At 73.1% G+C, this 19,693-nt stretch carries 21 protein-coding genes; 8 read left to right on the top strand and 13 right to left on the bottom strand.

Annotation, left to right across the window (positions count from 1 at the left end; genetic code table 11):
* The first annotated feature begins 202 nt into the window (after positions 1-202).
* The 5 genes from BIU97_RS03945 (at position 203) to BIU97_RS17935 (ending at position 4,966) form a co-directional block, all read left to right on the top strand.
* Positions 203-2,659 (top strand): phosphoketolase family protein, encoded by a 2,457-nt coding sequence (locus BIU97_RS03945; RefSeq protein ID WP_071254132.1) that lies wholly within the window; start codon positions 203-205, stop codon positions 2,657-2,659.
* Positions 2,660-2,782: 123 nt separating this feature from the next.
* Positions 2,783-2,926: a hypothetical protein gene (locus BIU97_RS17940; protein ID WP_175472091.1), complete on the top strand. Its 144-nt coding sequence runs from the start codon at positions 2,783-2,785 to the stop codon at positions 2,924-2,926.
* Between the two features lie 31 nt (positions 2,927-2,957).
* The gene (locus BIU97_RS03940; RefSeq protein ID WP_071254133.1) at positions 2,958-3,641 is read left to right on the top strand and encodes a fumarylacetoacetate hydrolase family protein; all 684 of its coding nucleotides are present in this window, start codon (positions 2,958-2,960) and stop codon (positions 3,639-3,641) included.
* A 157-nt stretch (positions 3,642-3,798) separates the two neighbouring features.
* Positions 3,799-4,782 (top strand): sugar phosphate isomerase/epimerase family protein, encoded by a 984-nt coding sequence (locus BIU97_RS03935; protein ID WP_071254135.1) that lies wholly within the window; start codon positions 3,799-3,801, stop codon positions 4,780-4,782.
* A 10-nt stretch (positions 4,783-4,792) separates the two neighbouring features.
* Positions 4,793-4,966, top strand: coding sequence for a hypothetical protein (locus tag BIU97_RS17935; protein WP_175472090.1), 174 nt, complete (start codon positions 4,793-4,795; stop codon positions 4,964-4,966).
* Between the two features lie 54 nt (positions 4,967-5,020).
* Here the strand turns inward: BIU97_RS17935 and BIU97_RS03930 are convergent, their stop codons facing one another.
* The 6 genes from BIU97_RS03930 to BIU97_RS03910 form a co-directional block, all read right to left on the bottom strand.
* Positions 5,021-5,350: a hypothetical protein gene (locus BIU97_RS03930; protein WP_071254136.1), complete on the bottom strand. Its 330-nt coding sequence runs from the start codon at positions 5,348-5,350 to the stop codon at positions 5,021-5,023.
* Entirely contained in the window at positions 5,347-5,916 is a 570-nt protein-coding gene (locus BIU97_RS03925; RefSeq protein WP_139195886.1) for a hypothetical protein, read from the bottom strand. Before BIU97_RS03925 ends, BIU97_RS03930 begins: the two co-directional genes overlap by 4 nt.
* Positions 5,913-6,527 (bottom strand): RNA polymerase sigma factor, encoded by a 615-nt coding sequence (locus tag BIU97_RS03920; RefSeq protein WP_254782883.1) that lies wholly within the window; start codon positions 6,525-6,527, stop codon positions 5,913-5,915. Before BIU97_RS03920 ends, BIU97_RS03925 begins: the two co-directional genes overlap by 4 nt.
* Positions 6,528-6,709: 182 nt before the next feature.
* Entirely contained in the window at positions 6,710-6,874 is a 165-nt protein-coding gene (locus BIU97_RS17930) for a hypothetical protein (protein WP_175472089.1), read from the bottom strand.
* A 146-nt stretch (positions 6,875-7,020) separates the two neighbouring features.
* Positions 7,021-9,546, bottom strand: a complete 2,526-nt coding sequence (locus BIU97_RS03915) for an ATP-dependent DNA ligase (protein ID WP_071297119.1) — start codon at positions 9,544-9,546, stop codon at positions 7,021-7,023.
* Complete coding sequence (locus tag BIU97_RS03910; protein ID WP_071254144.1) at positions 9,543-10,433, bottom strand: SDR family oxidoreductase; 891 nt, start codon at positions 10,431-10,433, stop codon at positions 9,543-9,545. The genes BIU97_RS03915 and BIU97_RS03910 overlap by 4 nt, the downstream gene beginning before the upstream one ends.
* Positions 10,434-10,567: 134 nt before the next feature.
* Here BIU97_RS03910 and ku point away from each other — a divergent pair, with 134 nt between their 5' ends.
* Entirely contained in the window at positions 10,568-11,635 is a 1,068-nt protein-coding gene (gene ku / locus BIU97_RS03905; RefSeq protein WP_071297118.1) for a non-homologous end joining protein Ku, read from the top strand.
* Here the strand turns inward: ku and BIU97_RS03900 are convergent.
* Complete coding sequence (locus BIU97_RS03900; protein ID WP_071297117.1) at positions 11,632-12,189, bottom strand: DUF6328 family protein; 558 nt, start codon at positions 12,187-12,189, stop codon at positions 11,632-11,634. The two genes, ku and BIU97_RS03900, sit on opposite strands and share 4 nt — an antisense overlap.
* Positions 12,190-12,209: 20 nt before the next feature.
* On the opposite strand from BIU97_RS03900, the gene BIU97_RS03895 reads away from it, so the two are divergent.
* Entirely contained in the window at positions 12,210-12,821 is a 612-nt protein-coding gene (locus BIU97_RS03895) for an antibiotic biosynthesis monooxygenase (RefSeq protein WP_071297116.1), read from the top strand.
* Here BIU97_RS03895 and BIU97_RS03890 read toward each other — a convergent pair.
* The 6 genes from BIU97_RS03890 to uriH are packed head-to-tail and all read right to left on the bottom strand — an operon-like array spanning position 12,818 to position 18,451.
* Positions 12,818-13,444, bottom strand: coding sequence for a TetR/AcrR family transcriptional regulator (locus BIU97_RS03890; RefSeq protein ID WP_071254157.1), 627 nt, complete (start codon positions 13,442-13,444; stop codon positions 12,818-12,820). The two genes, BIU97_RS03895 and BIU97_RS03890, sit on opposite strands and share 4 nt — an antisense overlap.
* Positions 13,441-14,154 carry a DUF998 domain-containing protein gene (locus BIU97_RS03885; RefSeq protein WP_071254159.1) on the bottom strand — a complete coding sequence of 238 codons (714 nt, stop codon included), beginning with the start codon at positions 14,152-14,154 and terminating at the stop codon, positions 13,441-13,443. The genes BIU97_RS03890 and BIU97_RS03885 overlap by 4 nt, the downstream gene beginning before the upstream one ends.
* 16 nt (positions 14,155-14,170) lie before the next feature.
* On the bottom strand, positions 14,171-15,118 hold the full coding sequence (locus tag BIU97_RS03880) for a Ppx/GppA phosphatase family protein (protein WP_071254161.1): 948 nt from the start codon (positions 15,116-15,118) through the stop codon (positions 14,171-14,173).
* Positions 15,119-15,168: 50 nt separating this feature from the next.
* Positions 15,169-16,029: a ribokinase gene (locus BIU97_RS03875; protein WP_071254163.1), complete on the bottom strand. Its 861-nt coding sequence runs from the start codon at positions 16,027-16,029 to the stop codon at positions 15,169-15,171.
* Positions 16,026-17,456: a uridine transporter UriT gene (gene uriT / locus BIU97_RS03870; protein ID WP_071254165.1), complete on the bottom strand. Its 1,431-nt coding sequence runs from the start codon at positions 17,454-17,456 to the stop codon at positions 16,026-16,028. The genes BIU97_RS03875 and uriT overlap by 4 nt, the downstream gene beginning before the upstream one ends.
* A 5-nt stretch (positions 17,457-17,461) precedes the next feature.
* Positions 17,462-18,451 (bottom strand): uridine-preferring nucleoside hydrolase UriH, encoded by a 990-nt coding sequence (gene uriH / locus BIU97_RS03865; protein WP_139195885.1) that lies wholly within the window; start codon positions 18,449-18,451, stop codon positions 17,462-17,464.
* 164 nt (positions 18,452-18,615) lie between these two features.
* Here uriH and BIU97_RS03860 point away from each other — a divergent pair, with 164 nt between their 5' ends.
* Complete coding sequence (locus BIU97_RS03860) at positions 18,616-19,614, top strand: LacI family DNA-binding transcriptional regulator (protein WP_254782881.1); 999 nt, start codon at positions 18,616-18,618, stop codon at positions 19,612-19,614.
* The last annotated feature ends 79 nt before the right edge of the window (positions 19,615-19,693 follow it).

Raw genomic sequence — 19,693 nt, 5'->3', positions numbered from 1 at the left:
CATGATGTGGATCCTTTGCTCTGAGGGACACTCCGGCCGGGGGCCGAACGAATGCTTCTGTGCGTACGCTGAACACCGGCCGTTCACGACCGGAGAGCGCCCTGGGCTTTTGCCCTGTGCAAGTGATTCGGTACCCCGCGCGGAACGGATTGGAACGACTTTTCCTGGGCTTCTCCGACCACCGGGTTCGTACCGTGGGGGCATGGCCGCAGCACACATCCACTCCACCGACCGACTCCGGGCGATCGACGCCTGGTGGCGAGCCGCGAACTACCTCACGGTCGGGCAGATCTACCTGCTGGACAACCCGATGCTGGAGCGGCCGATCGAGCCCTCCGACGTCAAGCCGCGACTGCTCGGGCACTGGGGCACCTCCCCCGCCCTGAACCTCGTGTACGCGCACTGCAACGCGGTGATCGCGGACACCGGTCGGCAGTTCCTCTACGTGTGCGGCCCTGGGCACGGCGGCCCGGCGATGAACGCGAACGCCTGGCTCGACGGCACGTGGGGCGAGCTGTACCCGGACCACGACCTGCAGCGCTTCTTCCGGCAGTTCTCGTTCCCCGGCGGCATCCCGTCGCACGCCGCGCCCGAGACGCCCGGTTCGATCAACGAGGGCGGCGAGCTCGGCTACTCCCTCGCGCACGCGTACGGCGCGGCACTGGACAACCCGGACCTGGTCGTCGCGTGCGTCGTCGGTGACGGCGAGGCCGAGACCGGTCCGCTCGCCGCCTCGTGGCAGGCGCACACCTTCCTCGACCCGGTGTCCGACGGTGCGGTGCTGCCGATCCTCAACCTGAACGGGTGGAAGATCGCGAACCCGACCGTGCTCGCACGCATCCCGGAGGCCGACCTCACCGCGTACTTCCGCGGGCTCGGCTACGAGCCGCTCGTCGTCGACTCCCGCCGCGTCGACGACGACCCGTTCGCCGTGCACGCCCTGTTCGAGGGCGCGCTGCGTCGGGCCCTGGCGAGCATCGACGACATCCAGGCCGCCGCCCGCGCCCAGGCCGAGCGCGCCGCCGCCGGGCAGCCCGCCGGTGCCGCGGACCTCCGCCCGCGCTGGCCGATGATCGTGCTGCGCACCCCGAAGGGCTGGACCGGCCCGAAGGAGGTCGACGGCGAGCGCGTCGAGGGCACCTTCCGCGCGCACCAGGTGCCGCTGCCCGCGGTGCGCGAGGACGATGCCCACCGCGCCCAGCTCGAGGAGTGGATGCGGTCCTACCGTGCCGACGAGCTGCTCGACGACGCCGGCCACCCCACGGGCATCCTCACGTCGATCCGGCCGACCGGGGAGACCCGGATGAGCGCGACCCCGCACGCGAACGGCGGCCGCATCCGCACCGCGCTCGACCGTCCGTCGCTCGAGCCGTACGGTGTCGAGGCGGGGTCGACGGCCTCGGCCACCGGCACCCTCGGTCCGTGGGTCGCGGAGCTCATCAGCCGCAACGCGTCGTCCTTCCGCCTGTTCGGCCCGGACGAGACGATCTCGAACAAGCTCGACGCCGTGTTCGACGTCACCTCGCGCGTGTGGCGGGCGCAACGGTCCCCGGACGACGAGCACCTGTCCGCCCGCGGCCGCGTCACCGAGGTCCTGTCCGAGCACCTGCTCGAGGGGATGCTCGAGGGCTACGTGCTGTCCGGCCGCCACGGCATCCTCAACACGTACGAGGCCTTCGCCCACATCATCGACTCGATGGTCGGCCAGTACGCGAAGTGGCTCGAGTCCGCGACGGACATCGACTGGCGCGCCCCCGTCTCGAACCTGTCGATCCTGCTGTCGTCGCACGTGTGGCGGCAGGACCACAACGGCTTCTCCCACCAGGACCCGGGCTTCCTCGACGTCGTCGCGTCGAAGCAGCAGGACCTCGTCCGCATCAAGCTGCCGGCCGACGCGAACACGCTGCTCGCCGTCGCCGCGCACGCGATGGAGACGACGGACCGGATCGAGGTGATCGTGGCCGGCAAGCACCCGGAACCCGTGTTCCTGTCCCTCGACGACGCGGTCGCGCACGCCGCCGCCGGCCTCGGGGTCTGGGACTGGGCCGGGACCGAGCAGACGGTCGGCCGGGTCGACGTCGTGATGGCCTGCGCCGGCGACGTCCCGACGGTGGAGGCGATCGCGGCCGTGGACATCATCCGGCGCCACGCCCCCGGTGTCGGCGTCCGCGTGGTCAACGTCGTCGACCTGCTCGCCCTCGGCGACCCGCGCAAGCACGAGCACCCGATCCCGGACGACCGGTACGACAAGCTCTTCCTGCCGGGGACGCCCGCGGTCTTCGCGTTCCACGGGTACCCGTCGCTCGTGCACCAGCTGACGTACCGGCGGAACGGGCACGACGACCTGCACGTGCACGGGTTCCTCGAGCGCGGCACGACCACGTCGCCGTTCGACATGCTCATGCGCAACGAGATGGACCGGTTCGCGCTCGCGCACGACGCGCTGACGCGGGTCGACGCCGACGCGCACGCCGACCTGCTCGCGACGCTGACGGACGCCCGCGAGGCGGCCCGGACCCACGCCTACACGAAGGGCGAGGACCACCCCTCGGTCGACGGGTGGGAGTTCTCCGGCTGGCCGCAGGACGAGCCTGCGTCCGGCGGGACCGGCGGCGACCCGGGCGAGGGCGAGACCGAGTCGGCGGCGCCCGGCAACTGACGGCTCGCCTCCGCCACGGGGCCGGTCCTCGACGGTCGGGAGGCCCGCCCCACGCTCCACAGGACCGGTCACCGCCGCCGCGGGGCCGGCCCTGTCCCGTCATCGTGGGTGCACGACGACGGGATGGGTTCGTCGCACCACGGGCAGCTCATGCGGGCGAAGGGCGCCGAGGAGCAACTCCGGCAGGCGCGCATCGAGTGGCGCGGACGACAGGAGCGCGCCCGCGCACGGCGTCTGCGGCACGAGGCGTCCTTCGGCGAGGGCTGACAGCGACGCCGCGGACTGCCACGCTGGGATCGTGACCGACCTCGTGATCCCGGCCCCTGGCCTCCCGACCGTCCCGACGACCACCGGCGGGCGGTTCCCCGTGCGCCGCGTCTTCTGCGTCGGACGGAACTACGCCGCGCACGCGCGTGAGATGGGCCACGACCCGGACCGCGAGCCGCCGTTCTTCTTCTCGAAGCCGGCCGACGCGGTCGTCGTCGACGGCGCGGACACCCCGTACCCGCCGGCGACCGAGCGGCTCGAGCACGAGGTCGAGCTCGTCGTGGCGATCGGCGTCGGCGGGGCCGACATCACGGAAGCGCACGCGCTCGACCACGTCTGGGGCTACGCCGTCGGTCTCGACCTGACCCGTCGCGACCTGCAGGCCGAGGCGAAGCGGCTCGGCCGCCCGTGGGACGCGGCGAAGGGCTTCGACGCGTCGGCGCCGATCGGTGCGATCACCCCGGCCGCGGGCGTCGACCCCTCGGCCGGTGCCGTCGAGCTGCGCGTCGACGGCGCCCTGCGGCAGGCGGGCGACCTCGCCGACCAGATCTGGTCCGTCGGGGAGACGATCGCGGCCCTCTCGCGGTCGGTCGCGCTCGCTCCGGGTGACCTCGTCATGACCGGCACGCCCGAGGGGGTCGGGGTGCTCCGCCGCGGTCAGGTGCTGGACGGCACGATCGCCGGGGTCGGAGCGGTCCACACCCGGATCGTCTGACGCACGTGTCCGGCGTGTGACGACGCGCTGGGAGCGTTCGCAGCCACGAGGCGTACTCATGGTCTCGACGTCGGGTGGGGATCGGGACGTCGACGGACACGGGGCAGCGCACCGCAACGACGCGGCGGCCACTGTTCCGGGACTACGGAGGTACGCCGTGCTGGAACACGATCTGCTGGCGACGTCGTGGACGTGGGCGGGCGACGAGAGCATCCGGGACCGCGTGCACGCGGTCGGTGCGGCCGGGTTCGCCGGGCTGTCGCTGTCGCTCGACGACCTGCACGAGGTCCGCGCGACGACCGGCTTCGCCGAGCTGCGACGCATGCTCGACGGCGCGGGCATCGTCTGGGTGCAACTCGGTCCGCTGGACCGGTGGTGGACCTGCGCGAGCCGGACCGCCGACGACGTCGCCGACCGCGGCGTGGTGCTCGAGGCCGCGGCCTCGCTCCGTGCGTGGCAGGTCGTCGTCCGTGCCGACACCTCGCTGCCCGGAGCGTCACCGGTCGCCATGGCCGAGGACTGGGTCGCCCTCGCCGGGCAGGCCGAGACGGTCGGCGCGCAGCTCGTGCTCGAACCGGAACCGTGGTCGAACCTGCCGACGGTCGAACGCGCCTCGCGGTTCGTGGCCGGCGCCGGGCACCCGAACGGCGGGCTCCTGCTCGACGCGATGCACGCCCTGCGTGGCGGGTCGACCCTCGCCTCGATCCGGCAGGGCGTGGCGCCCGCGACCCTGGCCGCGGTCGAGCTGAGCGACGGACTGCTGCACACCCCGTCCGGCATGACCCTGGCGCAGGAGTCCCAGCAGGCCCGGTACCTGCCGGGGGCCGGCGCGTGGGACCTGCCCGGCTTCGTCCGCACCGTCCGCGACCTCGGCTTCGACGAGCCGTGGGGCGTCGAGGTGCGCACGCCGGCACACCGGGCGATGCCGATCGCCGACGCCCTGCGGACCGCCGCGGCGGCGACCCGTGCGGTGCTCGACGCCGCGGACGCCTTCGGCACGCCGGCCGCCCCGCCGATGCCGTCCAGCCCGGCCCCCACCTCGGCGGTCGACTTCGAGCCGCCGCACCGTGACGACGCGCGCCGACTCGGCGGACCGCTCGACGGTCGCCGCCGGGACGCCGACACAGGCACGCCCGCGTAGTCTCCGGCGCATGAGCGACCAGCCAGCAGACGACGCCATGCTCCGCCGCGCGCAGGAGTCCATCGACGATGCGAAGGCCGCGGCGGCCGACGTGGTCGAGCCGGAGGAGGACACCCTCGTCGACGAGGGTGCGCCCGTGGCCGACCACGCCGGACCCGCCGACGGGCCGGCTCCCGCCGCCTGACACCGACGGATCACCGGAGCGCCGGGTCCCCGCAGGGGCCCGGCGTTCCGGCGTTCAGTCGATCTCGACGGCCCGGACGGTCAGGTGCGCCGGTGGTCCGCCGAGGACGTCCACCACGGTCGTCCGGACCGCGTCCCGGACCTCCCGCAGCACCGCGGTCGTCGGGAGACCACGGTCGACGGTCACGACGACACGCACGACGGAGCCGTCGTCGCCCTGTCGGACGAGCACCGCGGCGCCGTCACGGGGTGTGTCGAGCGCCGTCCGGACGTCGCGGACGAGCGTCGCGAGCGCCGGGCCGGGCGGCACGACCGACCGCACCCCGGGCACGGCGAGGACCACTGCGGTGAGCGTGCGGGACGCCGCCCGCAGGTCGGCGTTCACGGGGTGCCCCCGGTCATGACGTCGGCGACGCGGACCACCAGGGTCTGGACGGTGAAGGGCGCGTGCGTCCGCAGCGCCTCGGCGATCGCGGAGCGGAGCGCGTCGGCCCGCTCGGGGACGGAGGCGTCGAGGGTCGTCACGACGGTGACCTCGACGTCGACCGGTCCCCCGGGCACGGTCAGGTCGCCGGTGAACCGGGTCCGACGGACCAGCACGCCGGGGAACGCGTCGCCGAGACTCCGGACGAGCCCGCGCAGCGCGCCCTCGGTCACCACGAGGTCCGATGCCGGGTCGTCGTCGGGCACCGGGATGTCCCGGCCGGCGTGCGCCGTCGTCCGGATCGCCGCGAGGACCGAGGTGATCCACGGCTCGTCCTCGTCACCGTCGGTGCCCGGGTCGAGCAGCTCCCTGGACGCCGAGCGGAGCGCCTCGAGCCGTTCCAGGGCGCTGACCGCGTCGGGGTCGCCCTCGATGTCGGGGCGGAACGGGTCACGGTGGGCGTCGAGGTACTCGGAGAGCTCGTCGAGGGTGAAGGCCCCGTGACGGTCGTCGGTGTCGTCGGTCATCGCCACACCTCCATCTGCTCCATCACCCGGCGGCGGGCCCGCGCCAGCAGCCCCCGCACGCTCGTCGCCGACAGCCCCGTTGCCTCGGCGATCTCGGAGTAGGGAGCGCCACCGATCTCCCGCATCACCCAGACCGCGCGCTGCGCGTCCGGGAGAGCCTGAACGATACGCGCGAGTTCCTGCACCTGGAGCCGCGTGGCGACCACCTCGTCGACGGCCTGTTCCGACGCGGAGTCGACCACGGCCTCCAGGTCTGCGTGCGGGTGCCGTCGACGCAACCGGTCGAGTGCCTTGTTCGCCGTGATCCGGAACAGCCAGGTCCGCACGCGGTCCGGGTCCTCGACCCGGTCGATCCGCTGCCAGGCCTGCAACGCGGCCTCCTGCACGGCGTCGTCCGCCTCGCCGTCCCCGTGTCCGAGGATGCGTGCGGCGTACGCGCGCATGAGCGGGCCGTAGCGCCGGATGAGCACCCCGAAGGCCGCGGTGTCACCGTCGGCGCTGCGTTCGACGAGCGAGGCGTCGGTCAACGCGGACAGGGACTCGTCGCTCGCCACGGGCGGCTCCTCATCACGGATCTCGGTCGTCAGCGTGACGAATCGGGTCGTCGTCACGTCTTTAGTTTTGTGCCTACCAGGTGCGCGTCAGCGTGCCTGGTGCGAGCGCGCCGTGGTCGGCCGCCCCTGAACGGTCGGCCACGGCGCTCCAGCGGCCCGTGCGTTCCCTGATCCGACGCACGGGCCGTTCTTCCTTGCCCCACCGTGCTCCGCTGACCCTGCGTGCCGGCACGGCTTCGTCAGTCGTCCTCGTCCACGAGGAAGTCGGCGTACGTGACCTCCGGGACCGGGGTCGGGATCGGGTCCGTGCGCTCCCCGGACGCCTCGACCGTCGGCTCGGCGTCCGTCCCGATCGCCACGCGTTCCTCGGCGTCGTACGGCGGCAGGTACTTGCTCGAACTCATCACGGTGCCCCTTCGTCCCGGCGACCGTAACAGCGCCGGGCGTCTGCGCAGCAGGCGTGCACCGTGATCGTCCCCCGCCGAGGGCCCGGACGGGGGACGGAAGTTCGCCGACGGCGGACCCCATGCGAACGCATCCGTGCGCGGGCTCAGGGTTCGCGCGTGACGTCCTCCGGGTCCTTGTCGGGGCGCCAGCCGCGCCAGGAGGCCTGCCGGAGACGGCCTTCACCGGTCCACTCGGCGAACTCGACCTCGCCGACGAGCTTCGGCGTCACCCACTGCGCGTCGCGCGCATCGACGCCCGGCACGTCGACGAACGGCGACGTCGTGCGGGCGAGCGGTCGCAGCACCGCGGCGATCTCGTCGAGGTCGCGGTCGCGGAACCCGGTGCCGACCCGGCCGACGTACTGCAGGCCGCCGGGCCCGGGCACGCCGAGCAGCAGGGAGCCGACGCCGCCGGCCCGTCGCCCGTTCCCGGGGCGCCAGCCGCCGACCACCACCTCTTGCGCGGCGTGGTGCTTGAGCTTCAGCCAGGCCTCGGACCGGCGGCCCTCGGCGTACCGCGACGACCGCTTCTTCGCGACGACGCCCTCGAGCCCCTGCTCTCGTGACGCGGCCATCACCGCGTCGAGGTCGCCCGACACCGCGGGCGGCACGTCGATCGCCCCACCCGGTTCGACGACGGTGGTGAGCGCCTGCCGGCGGGCGTCGTACCCGAGTCGCGTGAGCTCGTGCCCGTCGGCCTCGAGCACGTCGAAGAGCAGGAACCGCACGGGTGTCGTCTCCTGCGCGGCGCGGACCTCGCGCGCCTTCGTCAGACCCATCCGGTTCTGCAGCAGCTGGAACGACGGTCGCCCGCGCTCGTCGACGGCCACCACCTCGCCGTCGAACACCCCGTCGACCCCGGCACGCTCGGCCAGCTCCTGCAGCTCCGGGTACTGCGCGGTCAGGTCGTTGTCGTTGCGGCTGCGGAGGGTCACCGACCCGTCGCGCACGGTCGCGAGCGCCCGCACGCCGTCCCACTTCATCTCGAAGGCCCAGTCCGCCGGGTCGAGCCGCGGCGTGCCCGAGGCCGCCGTCGCCTGCATCGTCCGACGGTCGGACGGCGGGGTGTCGGCAGCGGCAGCCCCCGTGATCCGCCGCCGTCCGTCGCGGTGTCCGGCAACCGCTCCGTCGCGAGACGCGTCGCCCTGCCGGTCCGCCGGTGCGCCGCCGCCGTCCGCCGCCCGGTCCGGCTGTTCCTTCGTGCGGTGGATGAGCCAGTTCTTCTCGTCGCCCCCGCCCCGGCCACGGGTGTGCAGGAGCGCGAGCCGCCGCACCCCGCCGGCGCGGCCGTGCAGCGTGACGATGACCTCTTGTCCCTCGCGCCACTTCTCGAGCTCGTACGTGCCGTCGTCCCAGAGGGTCACCGTGCCGCCGCCGTACTCGTCGTGCGGGATCGTGCCCTCGAACGAGCCGTACTCGAGCGGGTGGTCCTCGGTCTGCACCGCCAGGTGGTTCTTGCCCGGGTCCGTCGGTTCACCCTTCGGCAGGGCCCAGCTGACGAGCACGCCGTCGTGCTCGAGCCGGAAGTCGTAGTGGTCACGCGTGGCGTGGTGCTCCTGGATGACGAACGTCGGGGTGCCGTCCTTCCGCACCGTCGGCGCGCCCGCCGGCACCGGTTCCGGGGTCTTCGACGCGTCACGCTTCGCCCGGTAGGCGGCGAGCCGGTCGCGCGCCGGCTGCTCGGCGTCGTTCGCGCGCTCGGTCCGGTCGCTGTCCCAGTGACCGTGGTCGTCGCGCCCGACGGCCAACGAGGCGGAGGCGACCGGGTGCAGGAAGTCCCCACGGGCCTCCAGGCGTTCGAGGACCTCGTCCAGCGTGAGCTGCGCGAGCCCCTTCTCCTCGAGCTCCGCCCAGGTGCGGGGTGCAGCGACCGTCGGCCGGTCACGGCCGCGCAGCGAGTACGGGGCGATCGTCGTCTTGTTGCCGTTGTTCTGCGACCAGTCGACGAAGACCTTGCCGGTACGCTCGGCGCGGCTCATCGACGACAGCACCAGGTCGGGCAGGTCCGTCTCGAGGGCCTTCGCCAGCTCGTGCGCCACGTCCGAGACGTGTGCCGTCGTGGAGCGACCGTCGAGGGCGGCGTACAGGTGGATGCCCTTCGACCCCGAGGTCACCGGGTACGGGTGGAGTCCCATGCCGTGCAGGATCTCGCGGGCGGCGAGCGCCACCTCGACGCACTCGGGCAGCCCGACCCCCTCGCCCGGGTCGAGGTCGAGCACGAGCCGGTCCGGGTTCTGCTGCGCGCCGCGGGGACCGAACCGCCACTGCGGCACGTGCAGCTCGAGCGCCGCCTGCTGGGCCATCCACACCAGGGTCGGCAGGTCGTCGACGATCGGGTACTCGTTGTCGTGCTCGGTGTGGTGGATCGTGTGGTGGCGGACCCAGTCCGGCGCGGAGTCCGGCAGGTTCTTCTCGAAGAAGACCTTGCCGCCGACGCCGTTCGCCCAGCGCTTGCGCGTCACCGGGCGGTCCTTGACGTGCGGGATCATCCACGGCGCGACCCGCTCGTAGTACTCGATCACCCGACCCTTCGTCGTGCCGGTCTCGGGGTAGAGCACCTTGTCGGTGTTCGTCAGCGCGAGCCGACGGTCCCCCACCAGCACCACGGTCTTCCGGGCGGCCGGGCTCACAACGCCACTCCGGTCGCTCCTGCCACGGTGAGGGTGGTGCCGGACGTGTACGACGACTCCGGACCGGCCAGGTAGACGTACGCGCCGCCGAGCTCGACGGGCTGCGCCGGCCGGCCGAACGGCGTGCCCTCGCCGTAGTGGGCGATCTCGTCGCCGGGGTAGCTGATCGGCTGCAGCGGGGTCCACACCGGCCCCGGCACGACCGTGTTCGCGCGGATGCCCTTCGGCGCGAGCTGCCGGGCGAGGCCGTTCGTGTACGTGATGATGGCGGCCTTGGTCGCCGCGTAGTCGATCATCCGGTCCTGCGGCTGGTAGGCGGACACCGAGCTCGTCGTGACGATGGAGCTGCCGGGCGCCAGGTGCGGCACGGCGGCGCGGACGAGCCAGAACAGCGAGTACACGTTGACCTTCATCGTGCGGTCGAAGTCCTCGGTCGACTGCTCGGTGACGTCCTCGTGCACCTGCTGGTGACCGGCGACCAGCACCAGCGAGTCGAGCCCGCCGAGCTCGCTGACGGCGTCGCGCACCAGCGTCGCGCAGAACGCCTCGTCGGTGAGGTCGCCTGGCAGCAGCACCGCCTTGCGCCCGAGGTCGCCGATGACGTCCCGCACCTGCTCGAGGTCGTCGCGCTCTTCCGGCAGGGCGTTCAGGGCGACGTCGGCGCCCTCCTTCGCCATGGCGATCGCCGCGGCCCGGCCGATGCCCGAGTCGGCGCCCGTGACGAGGACGCGGTACCCGCGCATCCGTCCGGTGCCGAGGTACGTCGTCTCGCCGTGGTCGGGAGGCGGGTCCATCGCTCCGGCCAGGCCGGACCCCTGCTGCGTCTGCGCGGGGAACGGCGGGCGGGCGAACTGGTCTCGTGGGTCCTGCTTGTCGAGCTGGCTCATGCGCCCATCGTGCTCGCGTCGGCCGCTCCGCGGTCCAGCGAGGCCGGACCTGTGGACGGTTCCACCGGGTCGCGGACCTGTGGACGACCCGACCACTCCGGGCGCTCCGCCCGGGACCCGGGCATCATGAGCGCATGAGGTCGATCTGGAAGGGCTCCATCGCGTTCGGGCTCGTCAACGTGCCGATCAAGGTGTACGCAGCCACCGAGACGCACGACGTGTCCCTGCACCAGGTCCACGACGAGGACAAGGGCCGCATCCGGTACAAGCGGGTGTGCGAGTTCGGCCACGAGGTCGAGTACGCCGACATCCAGCGCGCCTACGACGACGGCGAGAAGACCGTCGTGCTCACGGCGGACGACTTCGGGCAGCTCCCCGAGGAGCAGTCGCACGAGGTCGAGGTGCTCGAGTTCGTGCCCGTCGAGCAGGTCGACCCGATGATGTTCGAGAAGACGTACTACCTCGAGCCCGACTCGCGCTCGCCGAAGGCCTACGTGCTGCTGCGCGAGACGTTGGCGACGACCGACCGCCTGGCGATCGTGCAGTTCACCCTGCGCCAGAAGACCCGGCTCGGTGTGCTCCGCGTGCACGACGACGTCATCCTGTTGCAGGGGCTGCTCTGGGGCGACGAGGTCCGCGCGGCCGACTTCAAAACGCTCGACACGACGGTGAAGGTGAGCGCGAACGAGCTGAAGATGTCGTCGTCGCTCGTCGAGAGCATGTCGACGGACTTCGACCCCGACCGCTACACCGACTCCTACCAAGAGGAACTGCAGCAGCTCATCGACGCCAAGCTCGAGGCCGGCGATGACGTCGACACCGAGAAGACCTTCGGCGACCAGGCCGACGAGGACGACGACGACGAGGGCGGTGACGTGCTCGACCTGATGGCCGCCCTGCGCGCGTCCGTCGACAAGAAGCGGTCGGGAGGCTCGGGGTCGCGTTCGTCGTCCACCTCGCGTTCGTCGTCGGGTTCCGACTCGGGCACGTCCGGCTCGACGAAGCGGGCCCCGGCCCGGAAGACCCCGGCGAAGAAGACGGGCGCCGACAAGACGAGCACCGAGGACGCCCCCGCGAAGAAGGCACCGGCGAAGAAGACCCCGGCGAAGAAGCCGGCGGCGGCGAAGAAGACCCCGGCGAAGAAGACCACCGGGAAGACGACGGCCGAGAAGACGACGACCGAGAAGAAGCAGGCCAGCTAGTCGTCGTCGGTGTCGCGGTTGGTCCGCCGGACGGCGAGCGGCACCGACACCCACAGCGCCGCCGCGCCGACGGCGACCGCGACCCCGCCGAGCACGCCGCCGAGGTCCCCGACGACCACGTCGAAGACGAAGAACACGGTGCCGGCGAAGAGCAGGGCGCTCACGATGAGCGTCACCAGCAGGATGACGTTGCCCACCCGGACCAGGTCGTGCTCCTGCCGTTGCCGGAACACGAGCCGGTGCGTCGCGACCGCCGACAACGCCGTGACGGTGACGAGGACCGCCAGGACGACCAGCACGAGGTAGATCGTCCGCTGCCCGACGTCGAGCGTCGTGAACCGCTGTTGGAACAGCAGCGTGAGGAGGAACCCGGCCAGGATCTGGGTGCCGGTCTGCACGATCCGGAGTTCCTGCTGGATGTCCGCCCGGTTCCGGTCCCACCGTTCGGTCGGCGTCTCGTGCCGCCCGCGCTCGGTCGACCTCGGGTCGCCGTCCGCCTCGCTCGTGCCCCGAACCGACCGAGCCGCGACCCCGTCGACACGAACCGGTAACACGGGTCGGCGACACTGGTCCCATGACTCCAGAAGAGCCTGGGGCCGCACCGACGCCACGAGCGCTCAGCGGCCCGCCCGTCACCGTGTCCATCACCCGGCTGGTCGAACCCGACCGCATCCCCGACGTCACCCGCTGGGTGCAGTCCGGCGTGAACCTGGCGAACCGCTATCCGGGCTTCCTCGGCTCGGGGTGGGTGCGCTCGCACGCGACGAGCCGCGAGTGGCACATGCTCTACCGGTTCGCCGACCACGACTCCCTGGCCACGTGGGAGAACTCCGACGACCGGCTCCGCTGGCTCGACCTCGGCCGCGACCTGGTCGTCGAGTCCCGCGTCGAGCGGCGCACCGGCATCGAGGGCTGGTTCGACGTCCCGCAGGACGCCCCGGCCTCGAGCGCTCCCCCGCGGTGGAAGCAGGCGGTGAGCATCTGGCTCGGCTTCTTCCCGGTGAACCTGGCGTTCACGTACCTGATGGCCGGGCTCGTTCCCGCGTTCGCCCACGTCGCGATCCTGCCCCGGGTGCTCGTCACGACGCTCGTGCTCACGCCGATCATGACCTTCTGGGTGCTGCCGTTCGTGACGAAGCTGATCCGCCCGTGGCTGCTCGCGCCGCCGCGGTCCGAGCGGGCCTAGCCGACCCGGCCGACCTCGCCGGCCGCGTGCGGGAAGCCGCCGTCGTGGCCGAGCGCGTCCCAGGCCACGCGGAGCACGTGCGGGCGGGCCTCGGCGGCCGAGGCGTCGTCCTCGTACGTCAGCGCGAGCATGACGATCGCACCGAACGCGCCGGACACCCGGGCGCGACGGTCGAGGGGGGTGGCCGTGGGGTCCCCGGGGTCGGTGCCGAACAGCTCGAGCAGCGTCGCGGCGACCGGCACGAGTCGCGCCCCGACGTCGTCGCCGCGGTGCAGGGTGAACGCGGCGAGCGCGAGCTCCGCCCAGCCGGGTCGGGCCAGCGCGAGGTCGGTGATGCCGGCGAGCGCCGCCGCGTCCCGTGCGGGCCCGACCGGCAGGTCGCGCACCGCCCGCAGCACCGCCTCGGTCTGCGCCGCGCACTGGGCGAGCGCCGCCTCGACGAGCAGGTCCTTGCTCGTGAACCGCGCGAGGACCCCTGCCTTCGAGTACCCCGAGCGGTCGGCGACGGCCTGCACCGCGGTGTCCTTGATGCCGCGGCGGGCGATCAGACCGGCGACGACGTCGAGCACGTCCCGGTCGACGTCCTCGCTCGACGGACGCCCACGACGGGCCCCGGCGGTCACGCGCGCACCGCCGACCGGCGGCGGACGGCCCCGACGAGCAGGACGGCGCCGGTGAGCACCTCCCACGCGATGATCGTGTACACGGAGCCACGTTCCCACACCCCGTCGGGGAACACGTCGACCGTGCTGGTCGACGAGTCGACGACGAGCATCACGAGGGCGACGAGGCCGAGGACCCCGAGCACGGTGCTCGCCACCCGGTACCCGCGGGTGGCTCCGGTGCGCCGGCCGGACGCGGCGGCGACGATCGCCACGACGTTGCCGGTCGTGATCGCCGCCGCGGCGCCGAGCACGTGGAACGCGATCGTGCCGTCCTCGGTGCTCGCCTGGCTGCCGTGGAACGACCCCACCAGGACCATCCCGACCAGGTGGACCGCGCCGAGGACGACCGCCGTCACCCGGGCCCTGCGGGTCGCACCCCGGAGCAGCACGGCGGCGAGCACCGTGGCGGCGCCGAACAGCACCCCCTGGCCGACGAAGGTGGCGTTCATCAGTCCGTGCAGCGGCGAGTCGATCGCGCGGCCCTGGAACGAGCCGACGTCGGGGACGCCGAGGTCGGAGATGTAGTTCGTCGCGTAGCTGTAGCCCGGCCAGGCCGATGCCGAGACGGCTTCGCCGGTGAGCCAGCCGAGCCCGGCGACGAGCCAGGCCACGGCGGGGACGACGAGCCCGCGGTGCACGGTCGACGAGGTGGTGTCCGTTCTGGTCATTCTCTGACCATAATGGTCAGACCTGGGAGCCTCCCAGGACGGAGAGCTGGTCGAGCCGTTCGAGGATGACGCCCTCGCGGAGCGCCCACGGGCAGATCTCGAGCGCCGGCAGGTCGAAGATGTCCAGGCACGCCTCGGCGACGAGGGCACCGGGCACCACCTGGTGCGCGCGGCTGGCGGAGACCCCGGGCAGGGTCGCGAGCTCGTCCACCGACATCATGAGCAGCTCCGGCAGCTGCTGCCGCAGCACGGCGCCGTCGAGCGCACGCGGCACGAGCGGGCCCGCCGCGGACGGAGCGGCGCCGCAGATCCGGGCGATCGACCGGAAGGTCTTCGAGGTGGCGACGGCACGGTCCGGCCTGCCCGAGCGGAGCAGACGTCCGGCGTCCCGGGCGATCTCGACGCGGATCTCGTGCCGGATCCGGCGGACGTCGTCCTCGGTCGGGGTGCCCGCCGCGAAGTACGCGCGTGCGAGCCGCGCGGCGCCGATGGGCATCGACCACGCAACGTCCGGTGCCTCGTCGGCTCCGCCGGCGATCTCCAGCGAGCCGCCGCCGATGTCGAAGACCGCCAGGCGCCCGGCGGACCAGCCGAACCAGCGCCGCACGGCCAGGAAGGTCAGGCGCGCTTCGTCCCCGCCGGACAGTACCGCGAGTTCGACGCCCGTCGACGACCTGACGTGGGCGAGGACCGCCTCGGAGTTGACGGCGTCCCGGACGGCCGAGGTCGCGAACGCGAGCATGTCCTCGCACCCGCGCTCCTCGGCGACGCGGACGGCGTCGGCCACGAAGGCCGTCAGCGCGTCGATCCCCTCGGGCGTCACCGCGCCAGCGGCGTCCAGGTGCTCGGCGAGCCGCAGCGGCTGCTTGAACGAGGACGCCGGCAGCGGCGCGGCGCCGCCGTGGGCATCCACCACGAGCAGGTGGCCGGTGTTGGACCCGATGTCGAGGACTCCCACGCGCATGAGCGCAACGCTAGCGGCCGGGCAGGCGATCAACGGCCGGGAGGCCCGCCCTACGCCCGCAGGAAGGCCTCGAGTTCCGCCGTGGTCGGGTACGAGGCCTGCGCGCCCGCCTTCGTCGCGGCGTACGCCCCGACCCCCACCGCGAACCGCGCCGCGTCGACGAGGGCGTCCCCCGCCGCGAGCCGCAGCGCGACCGACCCCATGAAGGCGTCGCCGCAGCCCGTGGTGTCGACCGGCTCGACCCGGACGGCGTCGATCGACACCGGCTCGGCACCGCCGTCGTGCACGACGCAGCCCGCGCCGCCGCGGGTGACGATCGACCGGGTGACGCCGTGGTCGCCGAGCGCCACGGCCTCGTGCTCGTTGACGAGCAGGACGTCGGTCAGCTCGAGCAGCTCGGCGGGGACTGCCCCGAACGGCGACAGGTTCGTGAGCACGGTGACCCCCGCCGCGTGGGCGGCCCGGGCGGCAGCGAGGACGACGTCGATCGAGACCTCGAGGCAGAGCCCGAGGACCGCGGCGTCGCCGAAGGCGTCGGACGGCACGTCGTCCGGCGTCAGGGTGCCGTTCGCCCCGGCGGAGATGACGATGGTGTTCTCGCCGGCGCCGTCGACCGTGATGACGGCGGTGCCGGTGGCCACGCCCTCCCGGACGGCGACGTGCGTGGTGTCCGCACCCGCGGCCGCGACGGAGTCGCGGAGCAGCGCACCGTTCCCGTCGTCGCCGACCGCACCGATCATGCGGACCGTGCCCCCGAGCCTCCCGGCAGCCACCGCCTGGTTGGCGGACTTGCCGCCGGGCAGGACCACCAGGTCGGACCCGTGCAGGGTCTCGCCGGGCTGGGGGAACCGCTCGGTCCGGACCACCAGGTCCGCGTTGAGCGATCCGACGATCACGATGGTCTCGGTCACCGGACGGACTCCTTCTGCGGGGCGGCGGACGTGGTCTCGGCGCCCTCCGGTCGAGGGATGAGGAACGAGACGGCCAGCGCGACCGTCGTGATGGCGGCCCCGAGCAGCATCCCACCCGAGTACCCGGCGGTGCCCGCGGACCCGCCGACCCCGAGTGCGATCTGCAGTGCCGGCAACACGGCGAAGCTGACCCCGGCGCCGAGGTTGAACGCACCGGCGTTCAGGCCGGGCAGGAAGCCGGGGTTCGACTCCGGGGAGAGCACGATGCCGAGGCCGTTGAGGATGATGTTCGCGATGCCGGCGTAGGTGATGCCGATGAGCACGGTCGCGGCGACGAGCACCGGCAGCGAGTGCACGCCGACGATCGCCATGAGGACGGTCGCCACGATGCTGCCGACCAGGCCGACGCGCAGGACGGCGCGGTAGCCGATGGTCGGCGCGAGGCGTCCGGCGAACGGTCCGACGACCCAGCCGACGAGCGCGTACGGGGTGAGGAACACGAGCGATGCCAGATCGGGTTCCATGCCGAAGCCGGCGTCGCCGTTCTGCGCGAGCGACGTGACCAGGCCGTTGACCACGGCGAAGACGCCCGTCATCGTGAGGAACGTCGTCGCCAGCAGCGCCCACGTGGCGCGACGCTTCAGGAAGCGGGTCTCGACCAGGGGCTCCCGCACCCGGGACTCGACCGCCCAGAAGACCGCGAAGGCGGCGAGGGCGACGACGATGCCGCCGACCACGAGCACCGGGTTCGCGGCGCCGAGCTTGCCGGCCTCGTTGAAGGCGGTGAGCAGCGCGCCGACGCTCACCACGAGGGGCACGACTCCGATCCAGTCCATCCGGGTGCCGGCGGACGGCTTCGACTCGACCCCCCAGACGGCGACGAGTGCCAGCGCGATCACGGTGACGAGCGCGATCACCCAGAAGATCCCGCGGAAGCCGAAGTTCGTGGCGATCCAGCCGCCGGCCAGGGCGTCGACCCCGGCGATCCCGCCGTTCACCGCGGTGAGCAGACCGAGGGCGGCGCCGTAGCGCTTCGGGTCGTGGATCTCGTTGCGCAGGACGAGCAGGCAGATCGGGACGACCGGGCCGGTGACGCCCTGGATGATCCGGCCGGCGAACAGCATCGGCACGTTCACCGCGAGCGCCGCGACGACGCTGCCGACGAACATCACGGCGAGCATCCCGAGCAGGACCCGCTTGCGGCCGACGATGTCGGACAGCCGCGGCAGGAACAGCGAGAACAGCGCCGCCAGCGTGAAGTACAGCGTCTGCGAGAGGCCGATGGTGGCGTCGTCGGTCCGCAGCTCGCGCGCCATCGTGACGAGCGCCGGACTGAGCATGCTCGCGTTCAGCTGGAACGCGATGCACGCGGCGAGGAGCGCGGCGGTGAGGGCGCCGATCGACTTCGTCGTCGATGAGGTGGTCATGGTGCTCAGATCTCCGTCGTGGTGGCGGCGGCGCGGGGCGTCCAGCCGGTGTCGGGGGTCTCGCCGATGCGCTCGAGGGCGTCGACGACCAGGTCCCAGAACCGGCCGTGGTCGAGCTCCATCGCGGCGCTCGTGCGGCAGTCCTCGGGCGCGGGCGCGCGGAAGTCGGCGACGGTCATGCCGAGCGTCAGGGCGCCCTGGGTCTCGATGCGGATCGGCACCTTCACCGCGCGGACGATCGTCGGGTCGATGACGTACGCGACGGCGCAGGGGTCGTGCACCGGCGGGGCGTCGAAGCCCTGCGCGTCCTTGTACGTCTGGCCGAAGAAGTCGAGCAGCTCCCCGACGAACGCGGCGGGACCGGTGCCGACGGCGGCGATCCGGGCGGCGACCTCGGGGGTGGCGAGCGCCTGGTGGGTCAGGTCGAGGCCGACCATGACGACGTCCCAGCCGGCCTCGAACACGATGGCGGCGGCCTCGGGGTCGATGACGATGTTGAACTCGGCGACGGGGCTCCAGTTGCCGACGTGCACCCCGCCGCCCATGAGCACGACCTGCTTGACGCGCTCGACGATGCGGGGTTCCTTGCGGACGGCGAGGGCGATGTTCGTCAGGCCGGCCGTCGGCACGATGGTGACGGTGCCGGGCTCGTGGGCCATGACCGTGTCGATGATGAGGTCGACGGCGTGCCGCTCGTCGAGGCCGAACGCCGGCTCCGGCAGCACCGGGCCGTCGAGGCCGCTCTCGCCGTGGATCTCCGGCGCGACCTCGACCTCGCGCAGCAGCGGTCGCGGGGATCCGGCGGCGAACGGCACCCCGGTGATGCCGGCGATGCGGGCGACGGCCAGGGCGTTGCGGGTGACCTTCTCGAGGGTCTGGTTGCCGACGACCGTGGTGACGGCGAGCAGCTCGACGTCCGGGTTGCCGTGCGCGAGCAGCATCGCGACGGCGTCGTCGTGGCCGGGGTCGCAGTCGAGGATGATCTTCGAAGGCACGCGGGGCGCTCCACTTCTTCGGGGAATCGAGGGGGTGAGTGCTCGGCGCGGTGGGGATCCGCGGGGCGACAGCGCGTCGCACCGCAGCGCGTCAAGCGTTTGACATGGAAGCACGTCAAGCGTTTGACGTCAAGTCGTCGAGGCAGCCTCGGTAGCATCGGCACGTGCCCCACTCCGCCGCCCCGGCCCGTCGCGTGACCGCGGCGATGGTGGCCGAGCGCGCGGGCACGAGCATCGCCACCGTGTCGCTCGTGGTGAACGGCAAGGACCGCGGACGTGTCTCGGCACCCATCGCGACGCGGGTCCGCGACGCCGTCGACGAACTCGGCTACGTCGTCGACCACGCCGCGAGCTCCCTGGCGCGGGGCAGCGGCGACCTCGTCGTGCTCATCGCGCCCGACCTGTCGAACCCGTTCTTCGCCGAGGTCATCCGCGGCGTCCGCGACACACTGGGCGACCGGTTCCAGCTCGTGCTCTCCGTCACCGAGCCCGGCGCGCAGCCCGTCGCCGCCGACGTCCGCCGCTTCGAACGGCTGCGACCCGCCGGGATCCTGGTCGACGCCCCCGCCGCCGGGGAGTCGATGGCGGCGAGCGTCCCCGTCGTGCTGCTCGACGCCCCCGGTGGTGTCGAGGCCGTCAACTACGACCTCTCCACCGGCGTGCACGACCTCGTCGCGCACCTGCACGCCCTGGGCCACCGCCGGGTCGGCTACCTCGACGGCACCTCGCGCGCGACGACGTTCGGCGTCCGCCGCGACCTGTTCGAGCAGGCCTGCGCCGACGCCGGCATCACCGTCTCCGAGGTCACCGCCCGCGCCGACCTCACCGTGGACGCTGCGGCCGCGGCGACGGAGCACGTCATCGAGGCCTGGCAGGACGACGACGTCACCGCCGTCGTCGCGGCCGCGGACACCCTGGCCTACGGGGTGCTGCGCGTCGCCGGCTCGCTCGGCATCGCCGTCCCCGGGGCCCTGGCGGTCGCCGGCTTCGACGACCTGCCGTCGTCCTCGGTCACCGCCCCGGCCCTGACGAGCGTGGCGCTGCCCGGCGCCGACCTCGGTCGCGCGGCGGCGCTCCGGCTCCTCGCGACGCTCGACGGCACGGCCGCCGAGCCCGCCGCGCTGCCGACGCGCCTGGTCCGCCGCGCGAGCACCGGGGCGTAGGCGGTCCGCGCCGGCCGGGCGCGGTCATGCAGCGCTTGGGCCGGTCCGGGCTGGTTCGGTCCGGGCCGGGCCGGGCCGG

The sequence above is a fragment of the Curtobacterium sp. MCBA15_009 genome, assembly GCF_001864895.1.
Lineage (GTDB): Bacteria > Actinomycetota > Actinomycetes > Actinomycetales > Microbacteriaceae > Curtobacterium.
The sequence above is the reverse complement of the archived record's forward strand: the minus strand, read 5'-3'. Positions and strand labels throughout refer to the sequence as shown.

Bases quoted from the DNA above. Each gene is read 5' to 3' on its own strand.
- BIU97_RS03895 (WP_071297116.1), top strand. From the start codon at position 12,210: ATGACTCCAGAAGAGCCTGGGGCCGCACCGACGCCACGAGCGCTCAGC.
- BIU97_RS03880 (WP_071254161.1), bottom strand. From the start codon at position 15,118: ATGCGCGTGGGAGTCCTCGACATCGGGTCCAACACCGGCCACCTGCTC.
- BIU97_RS17935 (WP_175472090.1), top strand. From the start codon at position 4,793: ATGAGCGACCAGCCAGCAGACGACGCCATGCTCCGCCGCGCGCAGGAG.
- BIU97_RS17940 (WP_175472091.1), top strand. From the start codon at position 2,783: ATGGGTTCGTCGCACCACGGGCAGCTCATGCGGGCGAAGGGCGCCGAG.
- BIU97_RS03910 (WP_071254144.1), bottom strand. From the start codon at position 10,433: ATGAGCCAGCTCGACAAGCAGGACCCACGAGACCAGTTCGCCCGCCCG.
- BIU97_RS03945 (WP_071254132.1), top strand. From the start codon at position 203: ATGGCCGCAGCACACATCCACTCCACCGACCGACTCCGGGCGATCGAC.
- BIU97_RS17930 (WP_175472089.1), bottom strand. From the start codon at position 6,874: ATGAGTTCGAGCAAGTACCTGCCGCCGTACGACGCCGAGGAACGCGTG.
- BIU97_RS03885 (WP_071254159.1), bottom strand. From the start codon at position 14,154: ATGACCAGAACGGACACCACCTCGTCGACCGTGCACCGCGGGCTCGTC.
- ku (WP_071297118.1), top strand. From the start codon at position 10,568: ATGAGGTCGATCTGGAAGGGCTCCATCGCGTTCGGGCTCGTCAACGTG.
- uriT (WP_071254165.1), bottom strand. From the start codon at position 17,456: ATGACCACCTCATCGACGACGAAGTCGATCGGCGCCCTCACCGCCGCG.
- BIU97_RS03925 (WP_139195886.1), bottom strand. From the start codon at position 5,916: ATGACCGACGACACCGACGACCGTCACGGGGCCTTCACCCTCGACGAG.